The organism is Pseudomonas sp. SLFW, from assembly GCF_009905615.1.
GTDB lineage: Bacteria > Pseudomonadota > Gammaproteobacteria > Pseudomonadales > Pseudomonadaceae > Aquipseudomonas > Aquipseudomonas bambusae.
In genome coordinates, this window is record NZ_JAAAKW010000015.1 from 1 (window position 1) to 24,115 (window position 24,115).

General features: G+C 62.0%; 24 protein-coding genes and 1 pseudogene. 15 read left to right on the forward strand and 10 right to left on the reverse strand.

The window, feature by feature from the left end; genetic code table 11:
* Positions 1 to 4,076: DEAD/DEAH box helicase (locus tag GVN17_RS22265; RefSeq protein ID WP_166597420.1), on the reverse strand; the 4,076-nt coding region annotated here is incomplete at its 3' end.
* Between the two features lie 160 nt (positions 4,077 to 4,236).
* Here GVN17_RS22265 and GVN17_RS22270 point away from each other — a divergent pair.
* On the forward strand, positions 4,237 to 5,121 hold the full coding sequence (locus tag GVN17_RS22270; protein ID WP_166597421.1) for a sugar nucleotide-binding protein: 885 nt from the start codon (positions 4,237 to 4,239) through the stop codon (positions 5,119 to 5,121).
* Positions 5,114 to 6,043 (forward strand): NAD-dependent epimerase/dehydratase family protein, encoded by a 930-nt coding sequence (locus tag GVN17_RS22275; RefSeq protein ID WP_166597422.1) that lies wholly within the window; start codon positions 5,114 to 5,116, stop codon positions 6,041 to 6,043. Before GVN17_RS22270 ends, GVN17_RS22275 begins: the two co-directional genes overlap by 8 nt.
* A gap of 68 nt (positions 6,044 to 6,111) precedes the next feature.
* Here GVN17_RS22275 and GVN17_RS22280 read toward each other — a convergent pair whose 3' ends face one another.
* The 5 genes and pseudogenes from GVN17_RS22280 to GVN17_RS22300 form a co-directional block, all read right to left on the reverse strand.
* Entirely contained in the window at positions 6,112 to 6,798 is a 687-nt protein-coding gene (locus GVN17_RS22280; protein WP_166597423.1) for an OmpW family outer membrane protein, read from the reverse strand.
* Positions 6,799 to 7,057: 259 nt separating this feature from the next.
* Positions 7,058 to 7,579 (reverse strand): DUF3299 domain-containing protein, encoded by a 522-nt coding sequence (locus GVN17_RS22285; RefSeq protein WP_166597424.1) that lies wholly within the window; start codon positions 7,577 to 7,579, stop codon positions 7,058 to 7,060.
* A gap of 10 nt (positions 7,580 to 7,589) precedes the next feature.
* On the reverse strand, positions 7,590 to 8,855 hold the full coding sequence (locus GVN17_RS22290) for an ABC transporter permease (protein ID WP_166597425.1): 1,266 nt from the start codon (positions 8,853 to 8,855) through the stop codon (positions 7,590 to 7,592).
* A gap of 2 nt (positions 8,856 to 8,857) precedes the next feature.
* A pseudogene (locus tag GVN17_RS22295) lies at positions 8,858 to 9,567 on the reverse strand (ABC transporter ATP-binding protein); the annotation flags it as partial.
* Between the two features lie 63 nt (positions 9,568 to 9,630).
* Positions 9,631 to 10,206, reverse strand: coding sequence for a DUF2796 domain-containing protein (locus GVN17_RS22300; protein ID WP_166597427.1), 576 nt, complete (start codon positions 10,204 to 10,206; stop codon positions 9,631 to 9,633).
* Positions 10,207 to 10,449: 243 nt separating this feature from the next.
* Between GVN17_RS22300 and GVN17_RS22305 the strand changes: the two genes are divergently transcribed.
* Positions 10,450 to 10,803 carry a hypothetical protein gene (locus tag GVN17_RS22305; RefSeq protein ID WP_166597428.1) on the forward strand — a complete coding sequence of 118 codons (354 nt, stop codon included), beginning with the start codon at positions 10,450 to 10,452 and terminating at the stop codon, positions 10,801 to 10,803.
* Positions 10,804 to 10,938: 135 nt separating this feature from the next.
* On the opposite strand, the gene trxA is transcribed toward GVN17_RS22305, so the two are convergent.
* From trxA to GVN17_RS22320, 3 genes are all read right to left on the reverse strand, one after another.
* Positions 10,939 to 11,811 carry a thioredoxin gene (gene trxA / locus GVN17_RS22310; protein ID WP_166597429.1) on the reverse strand — a complete coding sequence of 291 codons (873 nt, stop codon included), beginning with the start codon at positions 11,809 to 11,811 and terminating at the stop codon, positions 10,939 to 10,941.
* A gap of 242 nt (positions 11,812 to 12,053) precedes the next feature.
* Positions 12,054 to 12,707 (reverse strand): methyltransferase, encoded by a 654-nt coding sequence (locus GVN17_RS22315; protein WP_166597430.1) that lies wholly within the window; start codon positions 12,705 to 12,707, stop codon positions 12,054 to 12,056.
* Positions 12,704 to 13,156 carry a YbaY family lipoprotein gene (locus GVN17_RS22320; RefSeq protein WP_166597431.1) on the reverse strand — a complete coding sequence of 151 codons (453 nt, stop codon included), beginning with the start codon at positions 13,154 to 13,156 and terminating at the stop codon, positions 12,704 to 12,706. Before GVN17_RS22320 ends, GVN17_RS22315 begins: the two co-directional genes overlap by 4 nt.
* A gap of 163 nt (positions 13,157 to 13,319) precedes the next feature.
* Between GVN17_RS22320 and nrdR the strand changes: the two genes are divergently transcribed.
* From nrdR to GVN17_RS22380, 12 genes are all read left to right on the forward strand, one after another.
* A complete protein-coding gene (gene nrdR, locus GVN17_RS22325; protein WP_065988433.1) occupies positions 13,320 to 13,784 on the forward strand; it encodes a transcriptional regulator NrdR in 465 nt (154 codons plus the stop codon).
* A 2-nt stretch (positions 13,785 to 13,786) separates the two neighbouring features.
* Entirely contained in the window at positions 13,787 to 14,926 is a 1,140-nt protein-coding gene (gene ribD, locus GVN17_RS22330) for a bifunctional diaminohydroxyphosphoribosylaminopyrimidine deaminase/5-amino-6-(5-phosphoribosylamino)uracil reductase RibD (protein WP_166597432.1), read from the forward strand.
* A 46-nt stretch (positions 14,927 to 14,972) separates the two neighbouring features.
* Complete coding sequence (locus GVN17_RS22335; RefSeq protein ID WP_166597433.1) at positions 14,973 to 15,644, forward strand: riboflavin synthase; 672 nt, start codon at positions 14,973 to 14,975, stop codon at positions 15,642 to 15,644.
* Between the two features lie 16 nt (positions 15,645 to 15,660).
* The gene (gene ribBA / locus GVN17_RS22340; protein ID WP_166597434.1) at positions 15,661 to 16,752 is read left to right on the forward strand and encodes a bifunctional 3,4-dihydroxy-2-butanone-4-phosphate synthase/GTP cyclohydrolase II; all 1,092 of its coding nucleotides are present in this window, start codon (positions 15,661 to 15,663) and stop codon (positions 16,750 to 16,752) included.
* Positions 16,753 to 16,864: 112 nt separating this feature from the next.
* Complete coding sequence (gene ribE / locus GVN17_RS22345; protein ID WP_074756916.1) at positions 16,865 to 17,341, forward strand: 6,7-dimethyl-8-ribityllumazine synthase; 477 nt, start codon at positions 16,865 to 16,867, stop codon at positions 17,339 to 17,341.
* The gene (nusB, locus tag GVN17_RS22350) at positions 17,338 to 17,838 is read left to right on the forward strand and encodes a transcription antitermination factor NusB (RefSeq protein ID WP_166597435.1); all 501 of its coding nucleotides are present in this window, start codon (positions 17,338 to 17,340) and stop codon (positions 17,836 to 17,838) included. The genes ribE and nusB overlap by 4 nt, the downstream gene beginning before the upstream one ends.
* A gap of 36 nt (positions 17,839 to 17,874) precedes the next feature.
* The gene (thiL, locus tag GVN17_RS22355) at positions 17,875 to 18,840 is read left to right on the forward strand and encodes a thiamine-phosphate kinase (protein ID WP_166597436.1); all 966 of its coding nucleotides are present in this window, start codon (positions 17,875 to 17,877) and stop codon (positions 18,838 to 18,840) included.
* The gene (locus GVN17_RS22360) at positions 18,837 to 19,346 is read left to right on the forward strand and encodes a phosphatidylglycerophosphatase A (protein WP_166597437.1); all 510 of its coding nucleotides are present in this window, start codon (positions 18,837 to 18,839) and stop codon (positions 19,344 to 19,346) included. The genes thiL and GVN17_RS22360 overlap by 4 nt, the downstream gene beginning before the upstream one ends.
* 10 nt (positions 19,347 to 19,356) lie before the next feature.
* On the forward strand, positions 19,357 to 20,160 hold the full coding sequence (locus tag GVN17_RS22365) for an ABC transporter substrate-binding protein (RefSeq protein WP_256665340.1): 804 nt from the start codon (positions 19,357 to 19,359) through the stop codon (positions 20,158 to 20,160).
* Between the two features lie 111 nt (positions 20,161 to 20,271).
* A complete protein-coding gene (gene ribA / locus GVN17_RS22370) occupies positions 20,272 to 20,889 on the forward strand; it encodes a GTP cyclohydrolase II (RefSeq protein WP_166597438.1) in 618 nt (205 codons plus the stop codon).
* Positions 20,886 to 21,308, forward strand: a complete 423-nt coding sequence (locus GVN17_RS22375) for an MFS transporter (protein WP_166597439.1) — start codon at positions 20,886 to 20,888, stop codon at positions 21,306 to 21,308. Before ribA ends, GVN17_RS22375 begins: the two co-directional genes overlap by 4 nt.
* Positions 21,308 to 22,093 (forward strand): cobalamin-binding protein, encoded by a 786-nt coding sequence (locus GVN17_RS22380; RefSeq protein ID WP_166597440.1) that lies wholly within the window; start codon positions 21,308 to 21,310, stop codon positions 22,091 to 22,093. The genes GVN17_RS22375 and GVN17_RS22380 overlap by 1 nt, the downstream gene beginning before the upstream one ends.
* Positions 22,094 to 22,180: 87 nt before the next feature.
* On the opposite strand, the gene GVN17_RS22385 is transcribed toward GVN17_RS22380, so the two are convergent.
* Complete coding sequence (locus GVN17_RS22385; protein ID WP_166597441.1) at positions 22,181 to 24,064, reverse strand: TonB-dependent receptor domain-containing protein; 1,884 nt, start codon at positions 24,062 to 24,064, stop codon at positions 22,181 to 22,183.
* Between the last annotated feature and the right edge of the window lie 51 nt (positions 24,065 to 24,115).

Here is a 24,115-nt window from a genome sequence, read left to right on the forward strand (position 1 = left end):
TCCCGCAGCAGGGGAATCGCTTCGGGCAGCGCGAATTGCTCGCCCGCCAATCCGGCGATGAACCGGCCGCCTCGAATATCCCCTCGCGCCTCCAGCCGGTGAAACGTGCGCAGTAACTCCCGCCAGCTTGGCAGCCAATCGGCTTCACGCTCCAACAGGCGCCAGAACACCACGCCATAGCGGCGCAGCAGGGTCATGGCGATGTGTTCGAGGGTTTCGCTGTCCAACCGTTGCGAAGCGTTGGCGGGTGCCCGACGCAGCAAGGCCCATCGCCCGGCATCGTCCATCCCGCCGATGAACGCCCCGCGATGACGTCGACTGGTGTGCGCTGCGCGTTTGCTGGCGGGGGTGATCAGGGCGCGCAGCCCGGCGAAGCTGCCGGCGTTGACCAACCCCGCACCGACCAATTCCTGAAGCGCGTTTTCCAGTTCGGTGCGCAGCAGATGGGCTTCGGTCGTGAGTTCATCGAAAAACATCGCGCCTTGGGTCGACAGCACTTCGTGAACCCGTTGCGCCCGTAGTGACAATTCGGTGGGCGCGGGTTGCTCGGTCAGGCCGCTCCACAGCCGGACCTGTGGGCGCGGCAGCAGCACAATCGGCGTGCTGCGCAACGCAGCGGCGCCGACCTTGTTGCGATTTGTCAGACGCATCCACACCACCTTGCCGGACCGGCACAAGTCATCCAGCCAGCTCTGGGAATAATCCTTCAGTCGTGCGGGAAGAATATCGCTGTCCCATGCGCCAGCCGCCGCTGAAAACCCTTCGAGTTGATCGACCACTTCCGGCAGCGCGGCTTTGCCCTGACTCTGAGTGGAGAGAGACAAATGCTGCCAGTCGAACAGAAAACGCATGAAATCCTGCAGCGACACCGGTTCGATTTCCCGGCGCAGGCGCTTGACCGTGTAGCGATGAATGCGCGACAGCAAATGCCGTTCGCACCATTGTTCGTCGCGGGCGCCGGGGCTGAAGCGACCGCGAAGGACATACCCTTCGTTTTCCAGCTGCGCCAGTGCCTGGGTGACGTCAGCTTCGGGCAGCGCGAGCGGTTCAGCGATGGCGGATAAGCTCATCGGGCCGAAGCCACTGAGCCGTGCGCGAACGACCTCGACTTTCGCGTCGTCCTCATTCCACGGCTCGTCGAACCCTGTCAGCGCTGCCAATGGCGGGTGCATCTCTGCGGTGGGATAAACCGTTTGCAGGCAGGTGAGGCGTTCCAACGCAATCCACAACGCTTGATCGGGCGTGACTTGCAAACGGCTGGCGCGACCCGAGCGAGCAAGGCTTTCCAGCCATTTCATCCAGTCTTTCTGATCCCGGGCTTCCGGGCCGCTGACACAGCCCAAGGTCATCAACGCTTCGTGCATTTCGTCGATGTTTTGCGGCTGCGGCCAGGCTTCTTCGGCCACCGCGGCGATGGCATCGGCGTCGAGCGCTCCCAGGTCATCGGCGGACTCCGGGTCGCTCCAGCGTCGATTCAGCACGGCTTGGGTGCGGCGCTCTTCAAGGGGCGCGTCGTCCAGAAAGGTGTAGGGCTTGGCGTTGAGAATTTCCGCCGCCAGCGGGGAGGGTGCAGGCAGGTCGCGGGCGATCAGGCGCACGTCGCCTGATTCCATGCGGCGGAGCAGATTCAGCCAGCCTTCGGCGTCCATGGCTTCGTGCAGGCAGTCGTCCAGCGTTTGCTCGACCAATGGGTGCTCGGGGACGTCCCGCTCGCCGACGAGGTTTTCCAGGCAGGCGATCTGATCCGGAAACACCGTGGCGATGAGGTCTTCGCTCTTCATGCGTTGCAGTTGCGGCGCGACTTTTCGACCGCCCGCGTAACGAGGCAACGCCAGGGCCACTCCCGCATTCCAGCGCCAACGCACGCCGAACAACGGGGCATCGAGCACGGCCTGTACCAGGATATGCTCGGCGCTGCTGGAATGCAGGTAGCGCCAGACTTCGTCGAGCGCAAAGCTGTGGCTGGTCGAGAGCGACAGCACGATAGCGTCTTCGCTGGCGGCGGCCTGCAATTCGAAGTTGAAGGTGCGGCAGAAACGCTTGCGCAGCGCCAATCCCCACGCACGGTTCAGGCGGCTGCCGAATGGGGTATGAATGACCAATTGCGTGCCGCCGGATTCGTCGAAGAAACGTTCCATTACCAGCGTGTCTTGCGACGGCAATGCGCCCAACGCCGCGTGCGCTCGCGCCAGGTACTCGACCAGTTGTTCGGCACTGTCCGCGCCGAGGCCCAACGTGTTCATCAGCCAGTCGATGCATGGCCTGAGCTGGCCGGGGTGTTCGCTGAGCCGCTGATCGATGTCAGCCTGCAAGCGGGCCACGGCAAACGACAGCTCATCGCTGCGTCCCGGCGCTTCGCCCAGCCAGAACGGGATGTTCGGCGGCACCCCTTGCGCGTCCTCGACCCGCACGCGGCCGGACTCGATGCGCAAAATGCGATACGACGTGTTGCCCAGCTGGAAAATATCGCCCGCGATGCTCTCGACCGCGAAGTCCTCGTTGACCGTGCCGATGTTCAGCGCCTGGGGTTCGAGGATCACGCTGTAGTCGGCATTGTCCGGGATCGTCCCGCCGCTGGTGACCGCCGTGAGCTTGCTGCCCCGCCGTCCGCGCAGGGTGTGGGTCACGGCGTCGCGATGCAGATACGCGGCCCGCACGCCCTGACGCCCGCTGTAGCCTTCGGCCAGCATGCTCAGCAGCGCTTGATAGTGCCGCTCATCGACGTCGGCGTAGGGTGATGCCTTGCGAAACATCGCGAGCAGCGCCTGTTCTCCCCATTCCTGGCAACTGACCTCGGCAATGATCTGCTGCGCCAGCACGTCCAGCGGCGCGCGGGGAATCTGCAGCGTGTCGAGTTCGCCGCGACGTACGCAATCCAGCAAGGCGGCGCATTCGATCAGGTCGTCGCGAGAAATGGCGAACAGACGGCCTTTCGGCGTACCGCCCACGTGGTGACCGGAGCGGCCAACCCGTTGCAGAAAGGCTGCAATAGAGCGGGGCGAGCTGATCTGACACACGAGATCGACATCGCCGATATCGATGCCTAACTCCAGCGAGGCCGTGGCGATCAGCACTTGCAGGTCGCCGCGCTTGAGCCGTTGTTCAGCGTCCAGGCGCTGCTCTTTGGCGAGGCTGCCGTGGTGCGCGGCCACGGCCTCTTTGCCAAGGCGCTCGCTCAAATGGCGAGCCATGCGTTCGGCCAGCCGCCTGGTGTTGACGAATATTAGCGTGGTGCGGTGTTCGCGAGCGAGTTCCGCGAGGCGGTCATAAACCAGTTGCCAGACATCGTTTGCCATGACGGCGGTCAGCGGCACGGGCGGCACTTCAATTGCCAGGTCACGGGGGCGGGCGTGGCCGATATCGACAATGGCACACGGCCGACTGATCGGGTCACTGCCCACCAGAAAACGCGACACGCGCTCGATGGGCTTTTGCGTGGCAGACAGCCCGATGCGCAGCAAGGGCTTTTCGCACAGCGCCTGCAAGCGCTCCAGGCTCAGCGCCAGATGACTGCCGCGTTTGCTGGCGGCAATAGCGTGGATTTCGTCCACGATCACCGTTTGCGTGTTCGAGAGCATGCGACGGCCCGAATCGGAACCCAGCAACACGTACAGCGATTCCGGTGTGGTCACCAGAATGTGCGGCGCGGTCTTGCGCATCGCGTTGCGTTCTTTTTGCTGCGTGTCCCCGGTGCGCACGGCGGTGCGGATGCGCAACTCTGGCAGCCCTTGCTGTTTGAGCTGTTCGGTGATGCCTGATAACGGGTTTTGCAGGTTGATCTGAATGTCGTTGGACAGGGCTTTCAGGGGCGAAACGTAGACCACGAAGGTCTGATCCGGCAGCTGGCCACCCATCTCCAAGCCCTGATGCACCAGATCGTCGATCACCGCGAGAAAGGCAGTGAGCGTCTTGCCTGAACCGGTGGGCGCGGCGATCAGGGTCGATTGGCGCCGCTTTATCAGCGGCCACGCCTGCGCCTGCGCTGCGGTCACGGCGGGAAATGTCTGGCTGAACCACGCGCTGACCGCCGGGTGAAAGGCGTCGAGCACCGGATCGAGAGTCTGGGGAAGATTCATGCATGAATTTATGCGGGCGCAGGCGAGCAGATGCAAGGGCCGGTGATCGGTGAGGTCGGCGGAGCACGGGTTGGGACTTACCCGCCCAACGTGTTATGTTTGCGACCGTTTTTTCACCTATCTTTCTAACTTGAATTCCAAGACCGAGCCTGCTGACTCTATGCGAATGCGCCTTATGCTGTTGGGCGGCGGGAATGCCCTTGGGCAGGCGTTGATTCGTCTGGGTGCCGAGGAGGACATTGGCTTCCTCGCACCGCGTCCACCGCAAGACGGTTGGGACGCGGCAAGCCTGACGCAACTGCTCGATGACACCCGCCCGGATGCCTTGATCAATCTTGCCTATTACTTCGACTGGTTTCAGGCGGAGAGCGTGAGTGCGGAGAGGCTGGACACCCAGGAACGCTCCGTCGAGCGTCTGGCTGAGCTGTGCCAACATCACAACATCGTGCTGGTTCAACCTTCCAGCTACCGGGTGTTCGATGGCTCGCGCGCGACCGCCTACAGCGAGAAAGACGAACCCGTGCCATTGGGCTCTCGTGGCCAGGCGCTGTGGCGGATCGAACAGAGCGTGCGCGCGACCTGCCCACAACATGTGCTGGTGCGTTTCGGCTGGTTGCTCGATGACAGCGCCGAGGGCGTGCTCGGGCGGTTTTTGAGCCGTGCTGAAACCCCTGATGAATTGCTGCTTGCCGATGATCGCCGTGGCAATCCGACGCCGGTCGATGACGCGGCGCGGGTGATCATTTCAGTGCTGAAACAGCTGGATTGCGCGGCACCGCTGTGGGGCACCTATCACTACGCCGGTCACGAGGCGACCACGCCCTTGGCGTTGGGGCAGGCGATTCTCACCGAAGCCCGGTTGATGAAGCCGCTGGCCATCGAGGCGCCGACCGCCCAGGCCCACGCCGCCAGCCCGGATGCCGCCGAAGAGCCGCAGAACGCTGTGCTGGCGTGCAAGAAAATCCTTCACACCTTTGGTATCAAGCCCCGCGCATGGCGTGCCGGTTTGCCCAGCTTATTGGACCGCTACTACCGTCATGTCTGATGCTCCTGTCCTCATCACCGGCGGCGCCGGTTTCATCGGTTCGCACCTGGTCGATGCCCTGCTCGCCAAGGGTTACGCCGTGCGCGTGCTCGACGATTTGTCAGCCGGTAAACGCAGCAACCTGCCGCTGGACAACCCACGGGTCGAATTGATCGAGGGCGATGTCGCCGATGCCGCCCTGGTGGCGCGCGCGGCGATGGGGTGCCAAGCGGTTGCGCATCTGGCGGCCGTGGCGTCGGTGCAGGCGTCGGTGGACGATCCGGTCCGGACGCATCAGAGCAATTTCATCGGCACGTTGAACGTCTGTGAGGCCATGCGTCAGGCGGGCATCAAGCGTGTGGTGTTCGCGTCCAGCGCGGCGGTGTACGGCAACAACGGCGAAGGCGAGGCAATTACCGAAGACACGGCGAAAGCCCCGCTGACCCCTTACGCGTCCGACAAGCTGGCCAGCGAGTATTACTTCGATTTCTATCGTCGCCAGCACGGCCTGGAACCGGTGGTGTTTCGCTTCTTCAACATCTTCGGGCCGCGTCAGGACCCGTCGTCGCCGTATTCGGGTGTGATCAGCATCTTCGCCGAGCGCGCCGTGAAGGGCCTGCCGATTTCAGTGTTTGGCGATGGCGAGCAGACCCGGGATTTTTTCTACGTCGAAGACTTGGTCGATCTTGTGGTGCAAGGGTTCGAATTACCGGTGGTGGGCGAGGGCGCAGTCAACGTGGGCCTGAACGCAACGACGTCGCTGAACGAACTGCTGGCGGCTTTCGGCGAAGTGGTAGGCAGTTTGCCGCCCGTGACCTACCTGCCTGCGCGCTCGGGGGACATCAAGCACTCCCGCGCTGACAATGAGCGGTTGCTCGAACGCTTCAAAGTGCCTGAGCCGACGCCGCTGAATGTCGGGCTGGCGCGGTTGTTGGGGCGCTGAATCGCAGGCAGCAAAAAGGCACCGATGAGGTGCCTTTTTTGTGCGCGCTGCTTCAGGTCAGTGGGGCGTCAGAATTTGTAACCCACACCTACCATGTACACCCACGGGTCGATGTCCACGTCCACTTTGGTTTTGCCGACGCTCAGGGCCGATGGCCCGTCGACACTGGCTTTGGTGTCGATGTCGATGTACCAGACCGACGCGTTCAGCATGATCTTGTCGGTCAGCATGTAGTCCATGCCGATCTGACCGGCCAGCCCGACCGAGTCCTTGAGTTTCAGATTGCTGAAGCCCTGATCCTTGCGATCACCGGCAAGGTCGGTGTCGAAGAACTTGGTGTAGTTCAGACCGACACCGACGTAGGGCTGGAATTTCGACGACGCTTCCATCGGGTAGTACTGCAGCGACAGGGTAGGCGGCAGTTGTTTCACGTCTGCCAGCTTGCCGTCGAGCCCGGGACCGAGGCCTTTGACGCCGATGGTGTGGCTGAACGGTGTCGCGGCCAGCAGTTCCAGACCGACATGATCGGTGAGCATGTAGGCGAAGGTCAGGCCCAGTTGGGTCGAGTTGTCAGCGGTTGCCTTGGTGCCCGCGACCTTGGCGCCGTCGAGCTTCAGGTTGCCGCTGTCTTCGTTGGGCACCACCCGCGCCGCGCCCGCGCGCACGATGAAATCGCCCGCCTCATGGGCGTCGGCGACGACCGGGGTACACAGGGCGAGCGCAAGGACGGATGCGCCGAGCAGGGACTTGTTCATGGGGGCTCCAGAAGGGCATTGAAAAGGGATGCCCCCATGTTACGAACAGTACAGATTCGGGTTTTTGATGCAGCTCAATGAAAAGTTGATCGATCGGACAATGGACGAATTTGTAGGAGCGTGGCTTGTCCCGCGATCGGCTGCAAAGCAGTCGCAGATTCTCCAAGCACGGTGCTTCAGGATTAACGCGTATTCAGGTTTTAGGACGACTCCGTCGTCCATCGCGGGACAAGCCACGCTCCTACACGCAGGGGGACAATCACTGATCCGGCAGCTCGTAGATCAGGATCTTGTCCGCTTCCATCTGGTACCCGGCATCTGCCAGTTCGCTGGTAGTGGATTTGACCTGCATCGGGCCTTCGATCCAGTACGGCTGGTAGAGCTCGTCGACTTTCACGCCCAATTCGCTGGTGACGTGGACGATCTGGTTCGGCGGCGGGGGCGGGACGTGGATGCAGGCGCCGAAGTACGGCACCAGCAGAAACTCCGTCACGCGGCCTTCTTCACTCACTTCCAGCGGCACGATGTACCCCGGCAAGCGCACCATTTGCCCGTCGAGGGATTTCACCACCGGGGCGTGGGGCGCCAGTTGGTGGGCGGCGGGGGCGGATTCCATCGCCAGGGTATCCGCCATCTTCGACAGGTCGTGGATCGGCGCCGTGACCAGTTTTACCGGTGGCGCATCGGCCGGGATCATCTCCTGCCATGTTAAAACCCGCAGGTCTTGCGCCCACGACGACGTGGCGACCAGCAACGACAACAACACCCACAACCTGCGCATCACAACGTCCTCATAAGCGAATCGACAGACCGTCCGCCAGCGACTGGCGATAGGCGCGCCAGGCCGGCACGACGCCCATCAGCAGCGCAGCGCCGAGGATGCCCCCCAGCAGCGTCCATTCATACGCAGTCGGCAGCGACAGTGGCAAGTACAGACCGTAATTGGCCTGCACGTAACCCTGAGCCGACGCGATGCCGATGTACAGCAGCGCCAGACCACTGACCGCCCCGGCGAAGGCCAGCGCAAAGGCTTCGAGGATCAACAGGCTCGCGACATGCCAGGGACGTGCGCCCACCGAACGCAGGATCGCCATCTCCCTACGGCGCTCGTTGAGGCTGGTGAGAATCGCGGTCAGCATGCCGATCAGACCGGTCAGCACCACGAACAGCGAGATCACGAACAACGCCTTTTCAGCGGTGCCCATCAGGCTCCACAACTCCTGCAACGCCACGCCCGGCAGGATCGCCAGCATCGGCTCGCCACGGAAATCATTGATCTCTCGTTGCAGCGCGAAGGTGGAAATCTTGCTGTTCAGCCCGAGCATGAACGCGGTGATGGCCGTGGGCGTGAGGTCCATGTTGCGTGCCTGATCCGCGCTGATCCGACCTGCTCCTTGAGCGGGCACGCCGTTGTGCCAGTCGATGTGGATCGCCTCCATGCCGCCAAGACTGATGTGCAGCGTACGGTCCACGGGCGTGCCGGTGCGCTTGAGAATCCCGACCACGGTGAACGGCTTGTCATCGTGTTTGACGAGGCTTACCACCGCCACGCCATGGGCCAGCACCAGCTTGTCGCCGAGCTTGTAATGCAGCGCGTTGGCGACTTCGGCCCCCAGCACCACTTCGAACGGGTCGGTGGCGAACGGTCGGCCCTCGGCCATTTCCAGGTGCTGCTGGCGCCCGTACTGGTAATGCTCGAAATACGATTCGTTGGTGCCCATCACTCGATAGCCGCGATGGCTGTCGCCGAGGGAAATCGGGATCGCCCACTTCACCTGCTTGCTGTTGGCGAAGTGCTGGAAGCTGTCCCAGCGGATGTTGTTGGTGGCGTCACCGATGCGGAACACCGAATACAGCAGCAGGTTCACCGAGCCGGAACGTGCGCCGACGATCAGGTCTGTGCCGCTGATGGTGCTGGCAAAGCTGGCGCGGGCTTCGGTGCGCACCCGTTCCACGGCCAGCAGCAGGCAGACCGACAGGGCGATGGCGAAGGCCGTGAGAAACGCGGTGAAGCGGCGGTTGGCAAGACTGGCCAGCGCCAGGCGAAGAAGATACATCTCAAACCTCGGGGGCGACGGCGGCGCGGTTGAGTTCGGCCAGCGACAGGTTGCGGTCGAACAGCGGCGCCAGGCTCTGGTCATGGCTGACGAACAACAGGCTGGCACCCGCCTCGCGGCATTCGGCGAACAGCAGTTGAATGAACGCCTCGCGAGCGTCGGCGTCCAGCGCCGAGGTCGGCTCGTCGGCGATCACCAGCTCAGGTTGGCCAATCAAGGCCCGTGCGGCAGCGACCCGTTGTTGCTGGCCGATGGACAGCGAATCGGCACGACGTTCGAGCAGTTGCGGGTCTTTCAAGCCCAGGTGCGCGAGCAGCGTGGCGGCAGCTTTATCGACGCTGCCATGGCGTTGAGTTGCACGCTGGGCACGCAGCTTTGAAAAGTGGCAGGGCAGTTCGACGTTTTCCCGCACCGAGAGAAACGGCAGCAGGTTGAACTGCTGAAAAATGTAGCCGGTGTGATCGACACGAAAGCGGTCGCGGGCGCCTGCCGAAAGCTGCGTCAACTCCTGGCCGAGCAGGCGAATGCTGCCGCGATTGGGTTTCTGCACGCCGCCGAGCAGGCCGAGCAAGGTGGTCTTCCCGCTGCCGCTGGGGCCTTTGAGAAACAGCGTTTCGCCCGGTTCCAAGCGGAAGGCCGGGATGTCCAGCAGCGGCGCGTGTCCTGGCCAGGCGAAGCCCAGTTCGGACAGTTCAATAAGTGCTTGAGTCATGGCCTGAGTCACGTTGGAAAGTGAACGGCCGGGAAAACCCCGGTCGCAGGTGCAGGCGCAGGTTTAGAACTTGACGACCGGGTTGCTGGGACGCACTTCGGCGCCCATCTGACGTTTCGGCGTCACCAGCTGGACCTGAATGGTCTGGGTGGCGGGGAAGCTCTGGAACAGTTGCGTCAGGTCGAATTTGTTCAGCACGGCAGGCACGCTGCATGTGAACTGGTAATGGCCGTGAATCTCGCTGTGTTCGTGTTCATGCTCGTCCGCATCACCGTCGTCATGATCGTCGTCCTTGTCACCGAACAGCGGGCTTTCGAGCTTGGCTTTCGTAACGGTGCAGCCTGCGGCTTCCGGAATGCTGAACAGGCCGTGAGGCTTGAGCAAGGTTTCCCGGGCGAGCGCCAGTTTCATCTTGTCGGCGTCCGTGGTGGCAGGGTGTTCGAACCCGACGATGTTCATCGCAGGGCTGTCCAGTTCCAGCTCCAGCGTGCGGCCATCCAGCGCCATGTCCAGACGCGCCACACCGTGCACATGCGCGCCGAGGCTGCCGTGTTCATGATCGTGGTCATGCTCGTCAGCGGCGTGGGCGATGGACAGGGGAAGCAGCGCGAAGGGCAAAGCGAGTAGCAGACGACGCATGAGGAGGGCTCCGGGAGGGGGTCGAAATTTGTTATGTGATCTTATAACAATGTTTCGTAGCGTTTCTTAACTTTTTCAAGCGTTGCAGATAACTGTAGGAGTGAGCTTGCTCGCGATAGCGTTCTCGCTGATACATAAATGCCAGTAGACCGCAATCGCGAGCAAGCTCACTCCTACAGGGGTGGGTGCAACGCTTCAGGTCCTGTGGGACCATGCCCCGCAGAAAACCAGAGGACACACACCATGCTGAGAATCCGTGGAACCGTCGGCGATTTGCCGGTGGACCTGACTGTGGAAATGGACGACAGCGATTGGGCAAAGTTGGGTATTCAACTGGGCGTGCAATTGGCAGAGCAAAAGCCGGACAGCGCGACGGCTGCCAAACCTCCAGCCAGCCGCAACGACGCTGTTTGGGACATCGCGCAGGATTTGCTGCGCAAGGCCGGGCACATGAGCGGGCCGGATCTGCTGGGGCAGTTGGAGGGTTTGGCGGGAAGTACGGCAGCAGGCAAGCGCCTGATGGTGCGCATGCGCCACAGTTCCAGCGTCAGAGTCGAAAGTCATGGCGATGCGCCGGAGTATCACTGGGTGGAGTAATACTCGGCGCCGACGCTCCTCACCTGTGGGAGCGAATTCATTCGCGAAATTCGTACATACGACGGATATGGGCGGGATGTACTGGCTTTTCGCGAATAAATTCGCTCCTACAGAGGGAAGTGCTGAGGTGCGAGGTTAGTACAACGCAGCGAACAACTTGCGACGATAGGTCGTGACCAGCGGATGATCGTTGCCCAGCAGGTCGAACACCTGCAGCAGCGTCTTGTGCGGCTGGCCTTCGTTGTAGCTGCGGTTGCGAGTGAACAGCTTGAGCAAACCGTCCAGGGCTGCATCGTATTGCTGGCGAGAGAGTTGCTGGATCGCCAGCTGGTACGCCGCTTCGTCGTCCTGCGGGTTTTGCGCCAGACGGGTTTTCAGGTCGGCGGCGTCCGGCAGGGTTTTCGCTTCGCCGAGGAACGTCAGTTGAGCCTTTGCACCGGCCAATGCGGCCTTGTGGTCATCGCCTTTCACGGCGTCCAGCACGGCACGGGCTTCGGTCAGTTCACCGCGCTCAGCCAGGCAGCGGGCGTACAGAATCAGCGCGGCCGCGTTGGTGTTGTCTTCAGTGAGGATGGTTTGCAGCACCGCCTCGGCTTCCGCGAAGTGACTCTCGGCGAACATCGCCTGAGCGGTTTCCAGCGGATCAGCAGCAGCCGGTGGCGGCAGCTTCACATGAGGTTCGAGCAACTTGCGGATTTCGGATTCAGGCTGCGCACCGGCAAACCCGTCCACCGGCTGGCCATCCTTGAACAGCACCACGGTCGGCAGGCTGCGAATACCGAAACGGCCGACGATGTCCTGCTCGGCATCGCAATCGACCTTGGCCAGCAGCAGTTCGCCCTGATAGCTCTCGGCGATCTGTTTCAGCAGCGGCATCAGCACCTTGCACGGCGCGCACCACTCGGCCCAGAAATCCACCAGCACAGGCTTGTGAAAGGAATTCTCGATGACCAACTGATCGAAAGTGGCAGTGGTCGCATCGAAGATGTACGGCGTGTCCTGGCTCATCGCAAGTCCCGAAAATAAGGCTTAATGGCGGCAACTATAAAGGGCTGGGGAGATTGTCGGAAGCGCGACAGCAGATACCAGTCAGGCATGCGCGGGATCTGTAGGAGCGTGGCTTGTCCCGCGATCGGCGACGCAGTCGTCGTAAAATCAAGAACCACCGTGTATCAGATGTATCGCGTGCGCAGGTTTCACGACGGGTTCCCGCCGGTCGCGGGACAAGCCGCGCTCCTACAAGACGGTGATCATCTCCGGGCGTGATACAGACTCACCTTGCGAAACTCCCAAGGCTCGGCCAGATCCGGCAGGGTCAGCGCGTCGAGGATGCCGAGACGTTGGTAAGCCGGATGCTGAAAATCCCTCACCCGCGAATCAGCCACCAGCGCTTGCTTGCCACGGCTCAAAAACTGATCCAGTAGGGGCAGGTTGGCGCGGTCGTACAACACGTCGGCCACCAGAATCAGATCGAAGCGGTCTTCCTCGGCGAAGAAGTCCGTTGAATAGCTCAGCGTCACACCGTTGAGCTGCGCATTGGCCTGGCATGCCTCAATGGCAATAGGGTCAAGATCACAGGCCACCACTTCCAGCGCTCCGGCCTTCACCGCCGCAATCCCTGCCACACCCGAACCTGCACCGAAATCCAGCAAACGCTTGCCCTCGACCCATTCCGGGTGTTCCGCCAGAAAACGCGCCAGCGCCAAGCCGCTGGCCCAGCAGAAACTCCAGTAAGGCGGGTCTTCCAGAATGCGGCGGGTTTCGTCCGGGTTGAAGGCGCGGTCCATGTTGTCCGCGTCGATCAGCCACAGTTTCAGGTCTGTGCCCGGCAATGGCTCAGCAACCAAACGGGCATCGCCCAGCAGTTCGCTCAATGCCGCTTGCAGATGAGCCGGTGGCGTCATGGCATCTTGAAGAGTTGCAGCTGACCGACCGATTGGGTCTCAGGCCTGGCGATCAACACCGATGGCAGGTGCAGGATCAACTGGCCGGATTGGCTGGCCCGACCGCGCAGCTCAACCCGCGCACCCTGTGGAAACGCCTCCGGGTTGAAGCGCAGTTGAAACGGCAGCGACTGATTGTTGCCGGTGAGCTTGGTGCTGCTCAGCAATTTCTGCGGGCGATTGCGCTCGTCAATGACCAGCAACGCCAACTCGACCTCCGCCCCAGCGGGCACGCCCAGCAATTGACCGCTGATTTCGCGCTGATACGGCAGCAGTGGCCCAGGGCCCTCCGGCAACTTGATCGCGTTGGGCGCCGGTTTGGCGGGTGCGGCAGGCTTGGGGGGCTCAGTGGAGCTACAGGCGGCAAGCAGACCGAGCAGGCTGATGACAGCAAGCGAACGTAGCGACATGAACAGCTCCAGCAAAAACAGAATACGGGTGGAAAGACGCAGTATCGCCGAGGCTGACCGATTTCGCTGCACCGAATGCGCGTCTGTATACCTCAAACCCCGAGACTTGTCTTGCGGGCGGGATGCGCTACCATGGCCCTCCCTTTTTTTGTTGCCTGCCACCATGCACTGTCCCTTTTGCGGTGCCAACGACACCAAAGTCATTGACTCGCGCCTCGTTGCCGAAGGCGACCAAGTTCGCCGCCGCCGTGAATGCGTCGCCTGCGAAGAACGTTTCACCACGTTCGAAACCGCCGAACTCGTTCTGCCTCGTCTGATCAAGCAGGACGGCAGCCGTCAGCCCTTCGATGAAGAAAAACTGCGCGCTGGCATGCAGCGTGCGCTGGAGAAGCGCCCCGTAAGCGTCGAACGACTGGAAGCGGCCCTGGCCCACATCAAGAGCAAGCTGCGCGCCACCGGTGAGCGCGAGGTCAAATCGCTGATCGTCGGTGAGCTGGTGATGGGCGAGCTGCAAAAACTCGACGAGGTGGCCTACATCCGGTTTGCGTCGGTGTATCGGCGTTTTCAGGACCTCAACGAATTCCGCGAAGAAATCGACCGACTGGCCCGCGAGCCGGTAAAAGAGTGAGCATGTCCTCTACAGAGCAAAGCGTGCTCGACGCCTTTTACATGGTGCGGGCGCTGGAACTGGCGCGCAAGGGCGTCTACTCGACCCACCCCAACCCTCGTGTGGGCTGCGTGATCGTGCGTGACGGCGAGGTTGTAGGCGAAGGCTGGCACGTGCGTGCGGGAGAGCCTCATGCGGAAGTCCACGCGCTCCGGCAGGCGGGCGACAAAGCCAAAGGCGCCACCGCCTACGTCACCCTCGAACCCTGCAGCCATCACGGACGCACCCCGCCGTGCGCCGATGCGCTGGTCAACGCAGGTGTCGGTCGCGTGGTCGCAGCGATGCAAGACCCCAATCCCGATGTCGCCGGACGCGGCCTGTTGCGTCTGATGAGCGCCGGTATCGCCGTGCAGAGCGGCGTGCTGGAGGGCGAGGCGCGGGCAATTAACAAGGGCTTCCTCAAACGCATGGAACATGGCCTGCCGTACGTGCGGGTCAAGCTGGCGATGAGCCTTGACGGCCGCACGGCGATGGCCAGCGGCGAGAGCCAATGGATCACCGGGCCGGAAGCGCGCTCGGCAGTGCAGCGTCTGCGGGCGGAATCCAGCGTGGTCCTGACTGGCGCCGACACAGTGCTGGCCGACGACGCCCGCCTGAACGTGCGCCCGGACGAACTGGGCCTCAATGCTGAGCTGACCGCACTGGCCGTGGCCCGTCCGCCGTTGCGCGTGTTGGTCGATGGTCGCCTGCGAGTGCCCCTTGACGCGCCGTTTTTTCAGGCGGGCAACGCGCTGGTCGCGACCTGTGCCGCTGCTTCGGCGCGCGGGCGTTACCAGGATCAGGGCCACGAACTGCTCGCACTGCCGAGCAGTGGCGGCCATGTCGATCTGCGCAAGCTGCTGGTCGAACTGGCCGGGCGCGGGGTCAACGACGTGCTCGTTGAGGCCGGGCCGAAGCTGGCAGGCGCGTTCACCCGGCTCGGGCTGGTCGATGAATTCCAGATTTTCATGGCGGGCAAGTTCATGGGCTCTTCCGCACGGCCTTTGCTGGACCTGCCGCTGGCGCAGATGAGTGAGGCACTGGAGCTGAAAATCGTCGAAATGCGCGCCGTGGGCAATGACTGGCGAGTCATTGCGATACCTGCGCACGGCCCGAGCGTATAATCCCCCGCCATCGTCTTAACGCTGGCTCTGTTCTCCTGGAGGACCCATGTTTACCGGCATCATCGAATCCATCGGCAGCATCCGCGCCCTGACTCCGAAAGGCGGCGATGTCCGCGTTTATGTTGAGACCGGCAAACTCGACCTTTCCGACGTCAAGCTTGGCGACAGCATTGCGGTAAACGGCGTCTGCCTGACCGCCGTTGAACTGCCGGGCGACGGTTTCTGGGCTGACGTCAGCCGCGAAACCCTGGACGTCACTGCGTTCATCGACCTGAAAACCGGCAGCCGGGTCAACCTGGAAAAAGCCCTGACCCCGACCACCCGACTGGGCGGCCATTTGGTCAGCGGCCACGTCGACGGCGTCGGCGAAGTGCTGTCCCGCGAAGAAAACGCCCGTGCGATCCAGTTCCGCATGCGCGCCCCTCGCGAGTTGGCCAAGTACATCTCGCACAAAGGTTCGATCACCGTCGATGGCACCAGCCTGACCGTGAACGCCGTCAATGGCGCTGAATTCGAACTGACCATCGTGCCGCACACGCTGGCCGAAACCATCATGGGCGACTACCGTCCGGGCCGTAAGATCAACCTCGAAGTGGACCTGCTGGCGCGTTACCTGGAGCGCTTGCTGCTCGGTGACAAGGCCGCCGACCCGACGCCCGCGCAGGGCGGCACCATTACTGAAAGCTTTCTGGCCGCCAACGGCTACCTCAAATCCTGAATGAAGGGGGTGCCGCGTGGCGCTCAATAGCATCGAAGAACTGGTTGAAGACATTCGCCAAGGCAAGATGGTCATCCTCATGGATGACGAAGACCGCGAGAACGAAGGCGATCTGATCATGGCCTCCGAGTGCGTCAAGGCCGAGCACATCAACTTCATGGCGCGTTATGCCCGCGGCCTGATCTGCATGCCGATGACCCGCGAGCGCTGCGAAACCCTGAAATTGCCGTTGATGGCACCGCGCAACGGCTCAGGTTTCGGCACCAAGTTCACCGTTTCCATCGAAGCCGCCGAAGGCGTGACCACTGGCATCTCCGCCGCCGACCGCGCGCGCACCGTGCAGGCCGCTGCCGCGAAGGACGCCAAGGCCGATGACATCGTCAGCCCCGGCCACATTTTCCCGCTGATGGCGCAAGCCGGTGGCACGCTGTCACGCGCCGGTCACACCGAAGCCGCGTGCGACCTGGCGCGCATGGCCGGTTTCGAGCCGACCGGCGTGATCTGCGAAGTGATGAACGACGACGGCACCATGTCCCGTCGCGCTGAACTCGAAGCCTTCGCGGCCGAACACAACATCAAGATCGGCACCATCGCCGACCTGATCCATTACCGGATGATCCACGAACGTACCGTTCAGCGGATTGCCGAGCAGCCGCTCGACACCGAACAGGGCCACTTCAACCTCGTCACCTACCGTGATTCGGTCGAGGGCGACGTTCACCTGGCGCTGACCCTGGGCAAGATTTGCGCAGAAGAGCCGACGCTGGTGCGCGTTCACAACATGGACCCGCTGCGTGACCTGCTGATGGTCAAACAACCCGGTCGCTGGAGCCTGCGCGCCGCCATGGCCGCAGTTGCCGAGGCCGGCAGCGGCGTGGTGCTGCTGCTCGGTCACCCGCTCGACGGCGAAGCCGTGCTGGCCCATGTGCGGGAAACTGCGGGCGCTGCGCCGGTGAAAACACCGACCACCTACAGCACAGTGGGTGCCGGTTCGCAGATCCTTCGCGACCTGGGCGTACGCAAAATGCGCCTGATGAGTTCGCCAATGAAGTTCAACGCGATATCCGGTTTCGATCTGGAAGTTGTAGAATACGTGCCCTCCGAATAACACCGGCGGGCTTTTATGCCCGCAGTGATCGATTCGTGGCCTAAAATCCCTGAAAGCGCGCGCCTGATGCGCGCTTTCTTGCTCTTTAATACGAAACACGAGACTCAGCCGAATGACCCTGAAGACCATCGAAGGTACCTTCATCGCCCCCCAAGGTCGCTATGCCCTGGTGGTTGGCCGCTTTAACAGCTTCGTCGTGGAAAGCCTGGTGAGCGGTGCCGTTGATGCCCTGGTTCGCCATGGCGTGAGCGAAAGCGACATCACCATCATCCGTGCACCGGGCGCGTTCGAAATCCCGCTGGTCGTGCAGAAAGTCGCTCAACGCAGCGAGTTCTCCGCCATCATCGCTCTGGGCGCTGTCATTCGTGGCGGCACCCCGCACTTCGAATACGTCGCAGGCGAATGCACCAAGGGCCTGGCCCAAGTCTCCATGGAATTCGGTGTGCCGGTCGCCTTTGGTGTGCTGACCGTCGACTCCATCGAACAAGCCATCGAGCGTTCCGGCACCAAGGCCGGTAACAAAGGCGCGGAAGCTGCCCTGTCCGCCATCGAGATGGTCAGCCTGTTGGCGCAGTTGGAGGCCAAGTGATTAACGACGACAGCGATCGCTTCAACCCACGCGATCCGCGCCCAGCGGACGCCGGCAAGCCATCGAAAAGCGAAAAGCGCCGTGCTGCCCGTCAATTGGCGACTCAAGCGTTGTACCAATTGCATATGGCCAAGCAGTCACTGAACGAAATCGAAGCGCAGTTCCGCGTCGACAACGATTTCAGCGACGTCGACGGTGCTTACTTCCGCGAAATCCTGCATGGGGTCCCGACGAAAAAAGACCAGATCGACACCGCGCTGGCGCCATGCCTGGACCTGAGTATCGACGAGCTGGACCCGGTTGAACTGGCCGTTCTGCGCCTGTCCACCTGGGAACTGATGGAACGTATCGACGTACCATATCGCGTGGTTATCAACGAAGGCATCGAGCTGGCAAAAGTCTACGGTTCGACCGACGGCCACAAGTTCGTCAACGGCGTGCTCGACAAGCTGGCTCCGCGTCTGCGCGAAGCCGAAGTGAAGGCTCACAAGCGCTGAGGCGTCTGGATTTCCAGAACCTCTGCGTTTGACGCCATGGGCGAGTTCGAGCTGATCCGCAATTACTTCGCCGCCGCGCCCTGCGCGCAGCCCGGTGAAGGGGTTGCATTGGGGATCGGCGACGACTGCGCCCTGTTGTCGGTGGCCCCTGGCGAACAGCTGGCGGTGTCCACCGACACGCTGGTCGCCGGGGTGCACTTCCCCGACGTCTGCGATCCTTTCCTTTTGGGCCAGCGTGCCCTCGGTGTTTCTGCCAGCGATCTGGCCGCCATGGGCGCCAAGCCCCTCGCTTTTACCCTTGCCCTGACATTGCCCGAGGTTTCCGCCGCTTGGCTGGAAGCGTTCGCCCGTGGGCTAAATGAAATGGCCCAAGGCTGCTCGATGCGCCTGATTGGTGGCGACACCACCAAAGGGCCGCTCAGCCTGACCGTGACGGTGTTCGGCTCGGTTCCGGTGGGCGAGGCGCTGACGCGTGGCGGCGCCCGGCCGGGGGATGTGCTGTGTGTTGGCGGGCCATTGGGCGACGGGGCCGGCGCGCTGCCACTGGTGTTGAACCAGCGCAGCACCGAGGCGTCTACCACACAGGCTTTGCTGGCTCGCTACTGGTCGCCGCAACCGCAACTTGAACTGGGCGTGGCGTTGCGCGGCAAGGCGACCTCGGCGCTGGACATCTCCGACGGATTGCTCGCTGATTGCGGGCACATTGCGTTGGCATCGGGCGTACGCTTGCTGATCGAGCGGGACAAGGTGCCGATGTCTGACGCGCTGCTGGCCTTTTTCGGCGCAGACGAAGCGTTGAATGCCGCCCTCAGTGGGGGCGATGACTACAGACTGGCGTTCACACTCCCGGCATCATGGCTGGCTACCCTTGTCGATGCGGGTTGGCCTGTCTTCGTGATCGGTCGCGTGGTCGAGGGCCAAGGCGTGGCGCTTATCGACGAACAGGGGCAGGACGTCACTCCGTTGACTCGGGGTTACCAACATTTTCGGGAGACACGGTGACAGATCATCCTAATCAGGTCCCGGCGGAAAACGTTCCGCCGTCGGTGTGGACCAATCCCTGGCATTTCCTGGCGTTCGGTTTCGGCTCCGGCACCTTGCCCAAGGCGCCGGGGACCTGGGGTTCCATGGTCGCCGTGCCGTTCATTCCGCTGTGGCAGATGCTCCCGGACTGGGGCTACTGGCTGATGCTCGGCATCACCATGCTGTTCGGCTTCTGGCTGTGCGGCAAGGTGGCCGACGATCTGCGCGTACACGACCATGAAGGCATCGTCTGGGACGAAATGGTCGGCATGTGGATCACCCTGTGGCTGGTGCCCGAAGGCTGGGTCTGGCTGCTGGTGGGTTTTCTGGTGTTCCGGTTTTTCGACATCCTCAAACCGTGGCCCATCCACTGGATCGACAAACACGTGCACGGCGGTGTCGGCATCATGCTGGACGATGTCCTGGCCGGTGTTTTTGCGTGGTTGGCGATGCAGGGTCTAGTCTGGGTGTGGGGCGTCATATAGGAAACGGTTCATGGGTCGCGTGGGGATGAAATGGCTGCTGTGCCTGTCGATGCTGATGCTCGGCTTCGCGGTGGCTGCGAATCCTGTCCGTGCTGACACGCTGCCCGACGTTTCTGAGGAGAAACCCGCCGATATTGTTCTGGTCAGCGAACACTGGAACGACTACACCGAAGCCAACGGCACGGGGCTTGGGTGGGACCTGATGCGCGAACTGTTCGAACCTGCCGGGATCAAGGTCGAGCTGCGCACCGAACCCTACACCCGTGCAGTCGGGCTGGTGCAGCGGGGCGAAGCGGATGCGTGGGTCGGGGCCTACGAGAACGAGGTCGAGGGTACGCTGTACCCGAAATGGCATTACGACACTGATGAGATTTACGCACTGGGCCTGGCCTCCAATCCCGCGCCGACCCTCAAGACGCTCGGCAGTTACCGACTGGCCTGGGTGCGCGGTTACCAGTTCCAGAAGTACTTACCCCATGTCGAGCATTTCAACGAGGTCGCCCGCCGTGAGCACATCCTGTCGATGCTGGACCACAGCCGTGCCGATCTCTACATCGACGCCAAGCCGGAAATTGACTTCATTCTGAAGCAGACCCGAGAGCCGCAGCGATTTCGTACGACGTATCTGACCGACATCCCGTTGTATTTAAGCTTCGCTGATAACTCGCGAGGCCGTTTCCTACGAGACCTGTTTGATCAGCGCATGGCACAACTGGTGCAGTCCGGAAAGCTGCGGCCTATCTTCGCACGTTGGAAACAGCCCTATCCGTTCGAAGCGGGTGATGGTCTCAGCAAGGCGAAGCGTGGGCAATGATCAAACTTCCTGATCTGAATGGCCGACAATTCGACCTAAGCGTCTGCCGGAACCTGCTGTTACAATGCCGCCTTGCTAATTTCCAGTCCTCATACTGATCAGGAGCACACGGTGCCCGTCGTATTTGTCGCGGCTTCCAAGCTGCCTACCCCTTTTGCCACTTTCAAAATGAACGGCTTTCTCGAAGAGGAAACCGGTCGCGAACACGTCGTTCTCAGCCTCGGTGACGTATCGGACGGCGCTCCGGTGTTGGGTCGCGTGCACTCCGAATGCCTCACCGGCGACGCGCTGTTCAGTCAGCGTTGCGATTGCGGTTCTCAACTCGAAGCGGCCCTGCGTGCCATTGCCTCTGAAGGCCGTGGCGTTCTGCTGTACTTGCGTCAGGAAGGACGCGGTATCGGCCTGATGAACAAGATTCGTGCGTATGAATTGCAGGACGGCGGTGCCGATACGGTCGAAGCCAACGAGCGGCTGGGTTTTGCGGCCGATCAGCGTGACTACGCGATCTGCCTGCCGATGCTGGAGCATCTGGGCGTGAAATCGCTGCGTCTGATGACCAACAATCCACGCAAGGTCAAGGCGCTGACAGACATGGGCATTACCGTCGCCGAGCGTGTCCCGCTGCACACTGGCCACAACCCGCACAACAAACTGTACCTGGCCACAAAGGCAGGCAAACTCGGCCACATGATGGGCAATGAGCACCAAAGTGAGGTCGATCCGGCGTGACACGGAACAACGTGCGCCGTCGTCTGGCGCTGGCGTGGTGGCGGCAACTGGCATTGACGCTGGGGCCGCTGCTCGTTGTCTGTGTGTTTTTTGGTGGTGATGAGGCGGACAGTCCTTCGGTTTTCGCCTTGCCGTTGTTCGTCGCAGGCATCGCCTCGATGTTCGTCAGCCTCAAACCGTTCGGTGTCTACAAGCGTTCGCTGATCTCCACCGGCAAAGCCCTCGATACGCCCGAAGAACCGGCTGCATGGCTCAGGCTTGCGGCCGACCGGCGCATGGCGTTCCTCGCCGCCGGGTTGCCTGCGTGGATCGCGGCAGTGGCCGTGTTCGCCAACCTCGAAGCGGTGGCACTGGCGCTATTGGCGCTGTCCAGCGTCGTGCTTCTGTACCTCTATCGCATTCCTCGTCAGTTGGCCTGATGCGCCGCCTCATCGCCTGTCTGCTGTTGCTGGCGGCCTGCCCTGTCAGCGCTGCCCAGCGGGTCATTAGCCTGGCGCCTTCGTTGACTGAAATCGTCATTGAACTGGACGCTGCCGATCTGTTGGTGGGCGTACAGGACGGCGGAGAACGCCCTTTGGCTGTCGCGGCGCTGCCTTCAGTGGGCCGCTACGGGCAGCTGGAAATGGAGCAGTTGCTCAGCTTGCGCCCGGATCTGTTGTTGCTGTGGCCGGGGAGTGTCAGCGCGGCTCAGCGTGATCAGTTGCAGCGCCTGAGCATTCCCACTTTCACCGCCGAGCCTCACACGCTGGATCAACTCGCCGATCAGATCGAGCAGATTGGCGAGCGTCTGGGGCGTGCGGAGCGGGGGAGGCAAGTGGCGACAGCGTTTCGTCAGCGATTGACTGACCTGAGAACGCGTTATCATCGGGACACGCCGGTGAGTGTGTTCTATCAGGTGTGGGATCAGCCGTTGTACACCGTGGGCGGCGAGCAGATCATCAGCGATGCGCTGAAGGTGTGCGGGGCGAAGAATGTGTTCGACGACCTGAAGCAGCCTGCGCCGCAGGTCAGCCTCGAAGCCGTTTTGCAGCGCAGCCCTGGAGTCGTCGTTGCAGGCTCCACATCGCAGCTCGCGATGTGGAAAGCCTGGCCTTCGCAGAAAGCCCGCTTTGTGGTGTTGCCAGACAAAGGCATCGAACGACCGAGCGGGCAGATGGTGGAAGCGGTGCAGAAACTGTGCGAAACCCTCTCGCCCGACCGTTGAACGCACAGTGTTGATTCTGCCCGAAGGGCGTACGGCCATCTCGCAATTTCGCTCCTGCCCGAAGGCCGTGGGAGCGTTGTTCGTTAGCTAAAGCTCCGGCGTCCACGTCACGCCGAACATCCATGTCCGGCCTTCTTCGCGATAGCCATAATTGCTGCCGTCAAAGCTGTACAGCGTGCGGCTGTAGCGTTTGTCGAGCGCGTTATCCAGCTTGAATTCCAGCTTCACGTCGCGGCTGGCCTTCCAACTGCTGCGCAGACCGAACAGGGCGTAGCCGCCGATGTCCTGCGTGTTGGCCTCGTCGTTGTAGCTGCTGCTCACCGCCTGCCAACTTGCGCCAACGCCGAGACGGTCGAACTGACGGTCAAGGTCCAGGTTCAGCGTTCGGCGCGCACGGCGATTGAGGGTGTGGCCGGTGTCGCGATCTTCCGGGTCGATGATCGAAGCGCCGAGCTTGCCCGTCCAGCCGAACAGTTGTTGCTCCAGCGACGCCTCAAATCCGTTGATTCGCGCCGAGCCGATGTTCTGCGGGGTGAAGTCGGCATCCAGTGCGATGGCGTCTTTGAGATCCGTACGGTACAGCGACGCTTCCAGTTTGCGGGTCTCGCTCAACCGGCTGCGCCATTGCACCTCGTAGCTTTTCGAGTGCTCGGGCTTGAGGTTCGGGTTACTGAAACCGGGGTAATACAGGTCGTTGAACGTCGGCGCCCGAAAGCCTTCGGTGTAGGAAAAAAGCACGTCATTGGCGTCGTTGAGCGGGATCGTCAGCGCGCCGCTCCATGTGTTCTGGCTGCCGAATTGCTGGTTCTTGTCGTGACGCAGCCCCAGCTCAGTGGAAAACCCGTCGCCTTTGAAGCGGTGTTGAACGAACACGGCGCGGTTCCAGCGGCTGTCTTCGTCGAACGCCGTGCTGCTGTTGACGCGATCCTCATACCCGTCCGCGCCGAGCATCAGGCTGTTGCGGTCGTCGAGGGTCAGGTCGTTCTGCCAGTTCACCGAATCGCGGTAGGTGTTAAAGACGTAATGATCGTCGCTGAGCTTGTCGGCAGTCTTCTCGCGATTTTCGCTGTGGCCCACTTCGAGACGGGTTTTCCAGCGCTCGTTAATCCGTGCATCCAGGTACGTACCCAAGCTGCTCAACTCGAAATCGCTGTACTGCTGTTGCCCGACGCTGTTGAAAGTGACCGGGTCGAACAGACCGAACGGGTTGTCGAATTCGGTCTTGCCCTTGTTATCCAGCACGTTAACGCCGATTTCCACGTCATCGTTCAGCCAGTGGCTGAGGTTCAGGCTGTAGGACTTATTACGGTAGGCGTCGTGATCAGCGTCACTGGCGAAGGACGGGCCGGTGCGGTCGATGCCGTTGGTCTCGTCAAGGCTGGTACTCAGGTTGAAATGGGTGCGCTCATCGCCGCCGGACAGCCCCAGACTGTTCTGCGACGTGCCGCGATTGCCGAAACCCGTGTGCAACCGCGCTTGCAGGCCTTGTTCGGCGCCGCGTCGGGTGAAGATCTGGATCACGCCGCCAATGGCATCCGCTCCGTACACCACCGAACGTGAACCGCGTAGCACTTCCACCCGTTCGATCTGGTCGACGTTGAGGTATTGCAGCGCGCTATCCGCAGACGTGGCGTTGGCAATGCGCTGGCCATCGACCAGCACCAGACTCTGCGCGGCCTTGGTCCCGCGAATGTAAATCCCCGGCAGACTGCCGCGCCCACCGCTTTGCGCCACCTGCACACCGGGCACCCGGTTCAGCAGGTCAGTGACGCTGGTGGGTTGCAGGCGTTCGATGTCGGCTCGTGTGAACACCGTGTTCGCCGCCGTGCTGGCGTCGCGCTGTTCGACTTGGCGATTGGCGCTGATGAGCACGTCGGGGAGTTTCAGGGCGTCTTCGCGGTTGGGGGTATCGGCGAAGGCGTGGGCGGATGGCAGCAGAGATAGAAGGAGAGCGACGCGAGAGAAATTCATGTTATTTCGAGGGCAAAGTCTGTGGGAGCGAATTCATTCGCGAGAGGCCAG

Bases quoted from the DNA above. Each gene is read 5' to 3' on its own strand.
- ribE (WP_074756916.1), top strand. From the start codon at position 16,865: ATGACCCTGAAGACCATCGAAGGTACCTTCATCGCCCCCCAAGGTCGC.
- GVN17_RS22385 (WP_166597441.1), bottom strand. From the start codon at position 24,064: ATGAATTTCTCTCGCGTCGCTCTCCTTCTATCTCTGCTGCCATCCGCC.
- nrdR (WP_065988433.1), top strand. From the start codon at position 13,320: ATGCACTGTCCCTTTTGCGGTGCCAACGACACCAAAGTCATTGACTCG.
- thiL (WP_166597436.1), top strand. From the start codon at position 17,875: ATGGGCGAGTTCGAGCTGATCCGCAATTACTTCGCCGCCGCGCCCTGC.
- GVN17_RS22335 (WP_166597433.1), top strand. From the start codon at position 14,973: ATGTTTACCGGCATCATCGAATCCATCGGCAGCATCCGCGCCCTGACT.
- trxA (WP_166597429.1), bottom strand. From the start codon at position 11,811: ATGAGCCAGGACACGCCGTACATCTTCGATGCGACCACTGCCACTTTC.
- GVN17_RS22280 (WP_166597423.1), bottom strand. From the start codon at position 6,798: ATGAACAAGTCCCTGCTCGGCGCATCCGTCCTTGCGCTCGCCCTGTGT.
- GVN17_RS22305 (WP_166597428.1), top strand. From the start codon at position 10,450: ATGCTGAGAATCCGTGGAACCGTCGGCGATTTGCCGGTGGACCTGACT.
- GVN17_RS22365 (WP_256665340.1), top strand. From the start codon at position 19,357: ATGGGTCGCGTGGGGATGAAATGGCTGCTGTGCCTGTCGATGCTGATG.
- GVN17_RS22300 (WP_166597427.1), bottom strand. From the start codon at position 10,206: ATGCGTCGTCTGCTACTCGCTTTGCCCTTCGCGCTGCTTCCCCTGTCC.
- GVN17_RS22275 (WP_166597422.1), top strand. From the start codon at position 5,114: ATGTCTGATGCTCCTGTCCTCATCACCGGCGGCGCCGGTTTCATCGGT.
- GVN17_RS22285 (WP_166597424.1), bottom strand. From the start codon at position 7,579: ATGCGCAGGTTGTGGGTGTTGTTGTCGTTGCTGGTCGCCACGTCGTCG.
- GVN17_RS22315 (WP_166597430.1), bottom strand. From the start codon at position 12,707: ATGACGCCACCGGCTCATCTGCAAGCGGCATTGAGCGAACTGCTGGGC.
- GVN17_RS22270 (WP_166597421.1), top strand. From the start codon at position 4,237: ATGCGAATGCGCCTTATGCTGTTGGGCGGCGGGAATGCCCTTGGGCAG.
- GVN17_RS22380 (WP_166597440.1), top strand. From the start codon at position 21,308: ATGCGCCGCCTCATCGCCTGTCTGCTGTTGCTGGCGGCCTGCCCTGTC.
- GVN17_RS22320 (WP_166597431.1), bottom strand. From the start codon at position 13,156: ATGTCGCTACGTTCGCTTGCTGTCATCAGCCTGCTCGGTCTGCTTGCC.
- GVN17_RS22290 (WP_166597425.1), bottom strand. From the start codon at position 8,855: ATGTATCTTCTTCGCCTGGCGCTGGCCAGTCTTGCCAACCGCCGCTTC.
- ribD (WP_166597432.1), top strand. From the start codon at position 13,787: ATGTCCTCTACAGAGCAAAGCGTGCTCGACGCCTTTTACATGGTGCGG.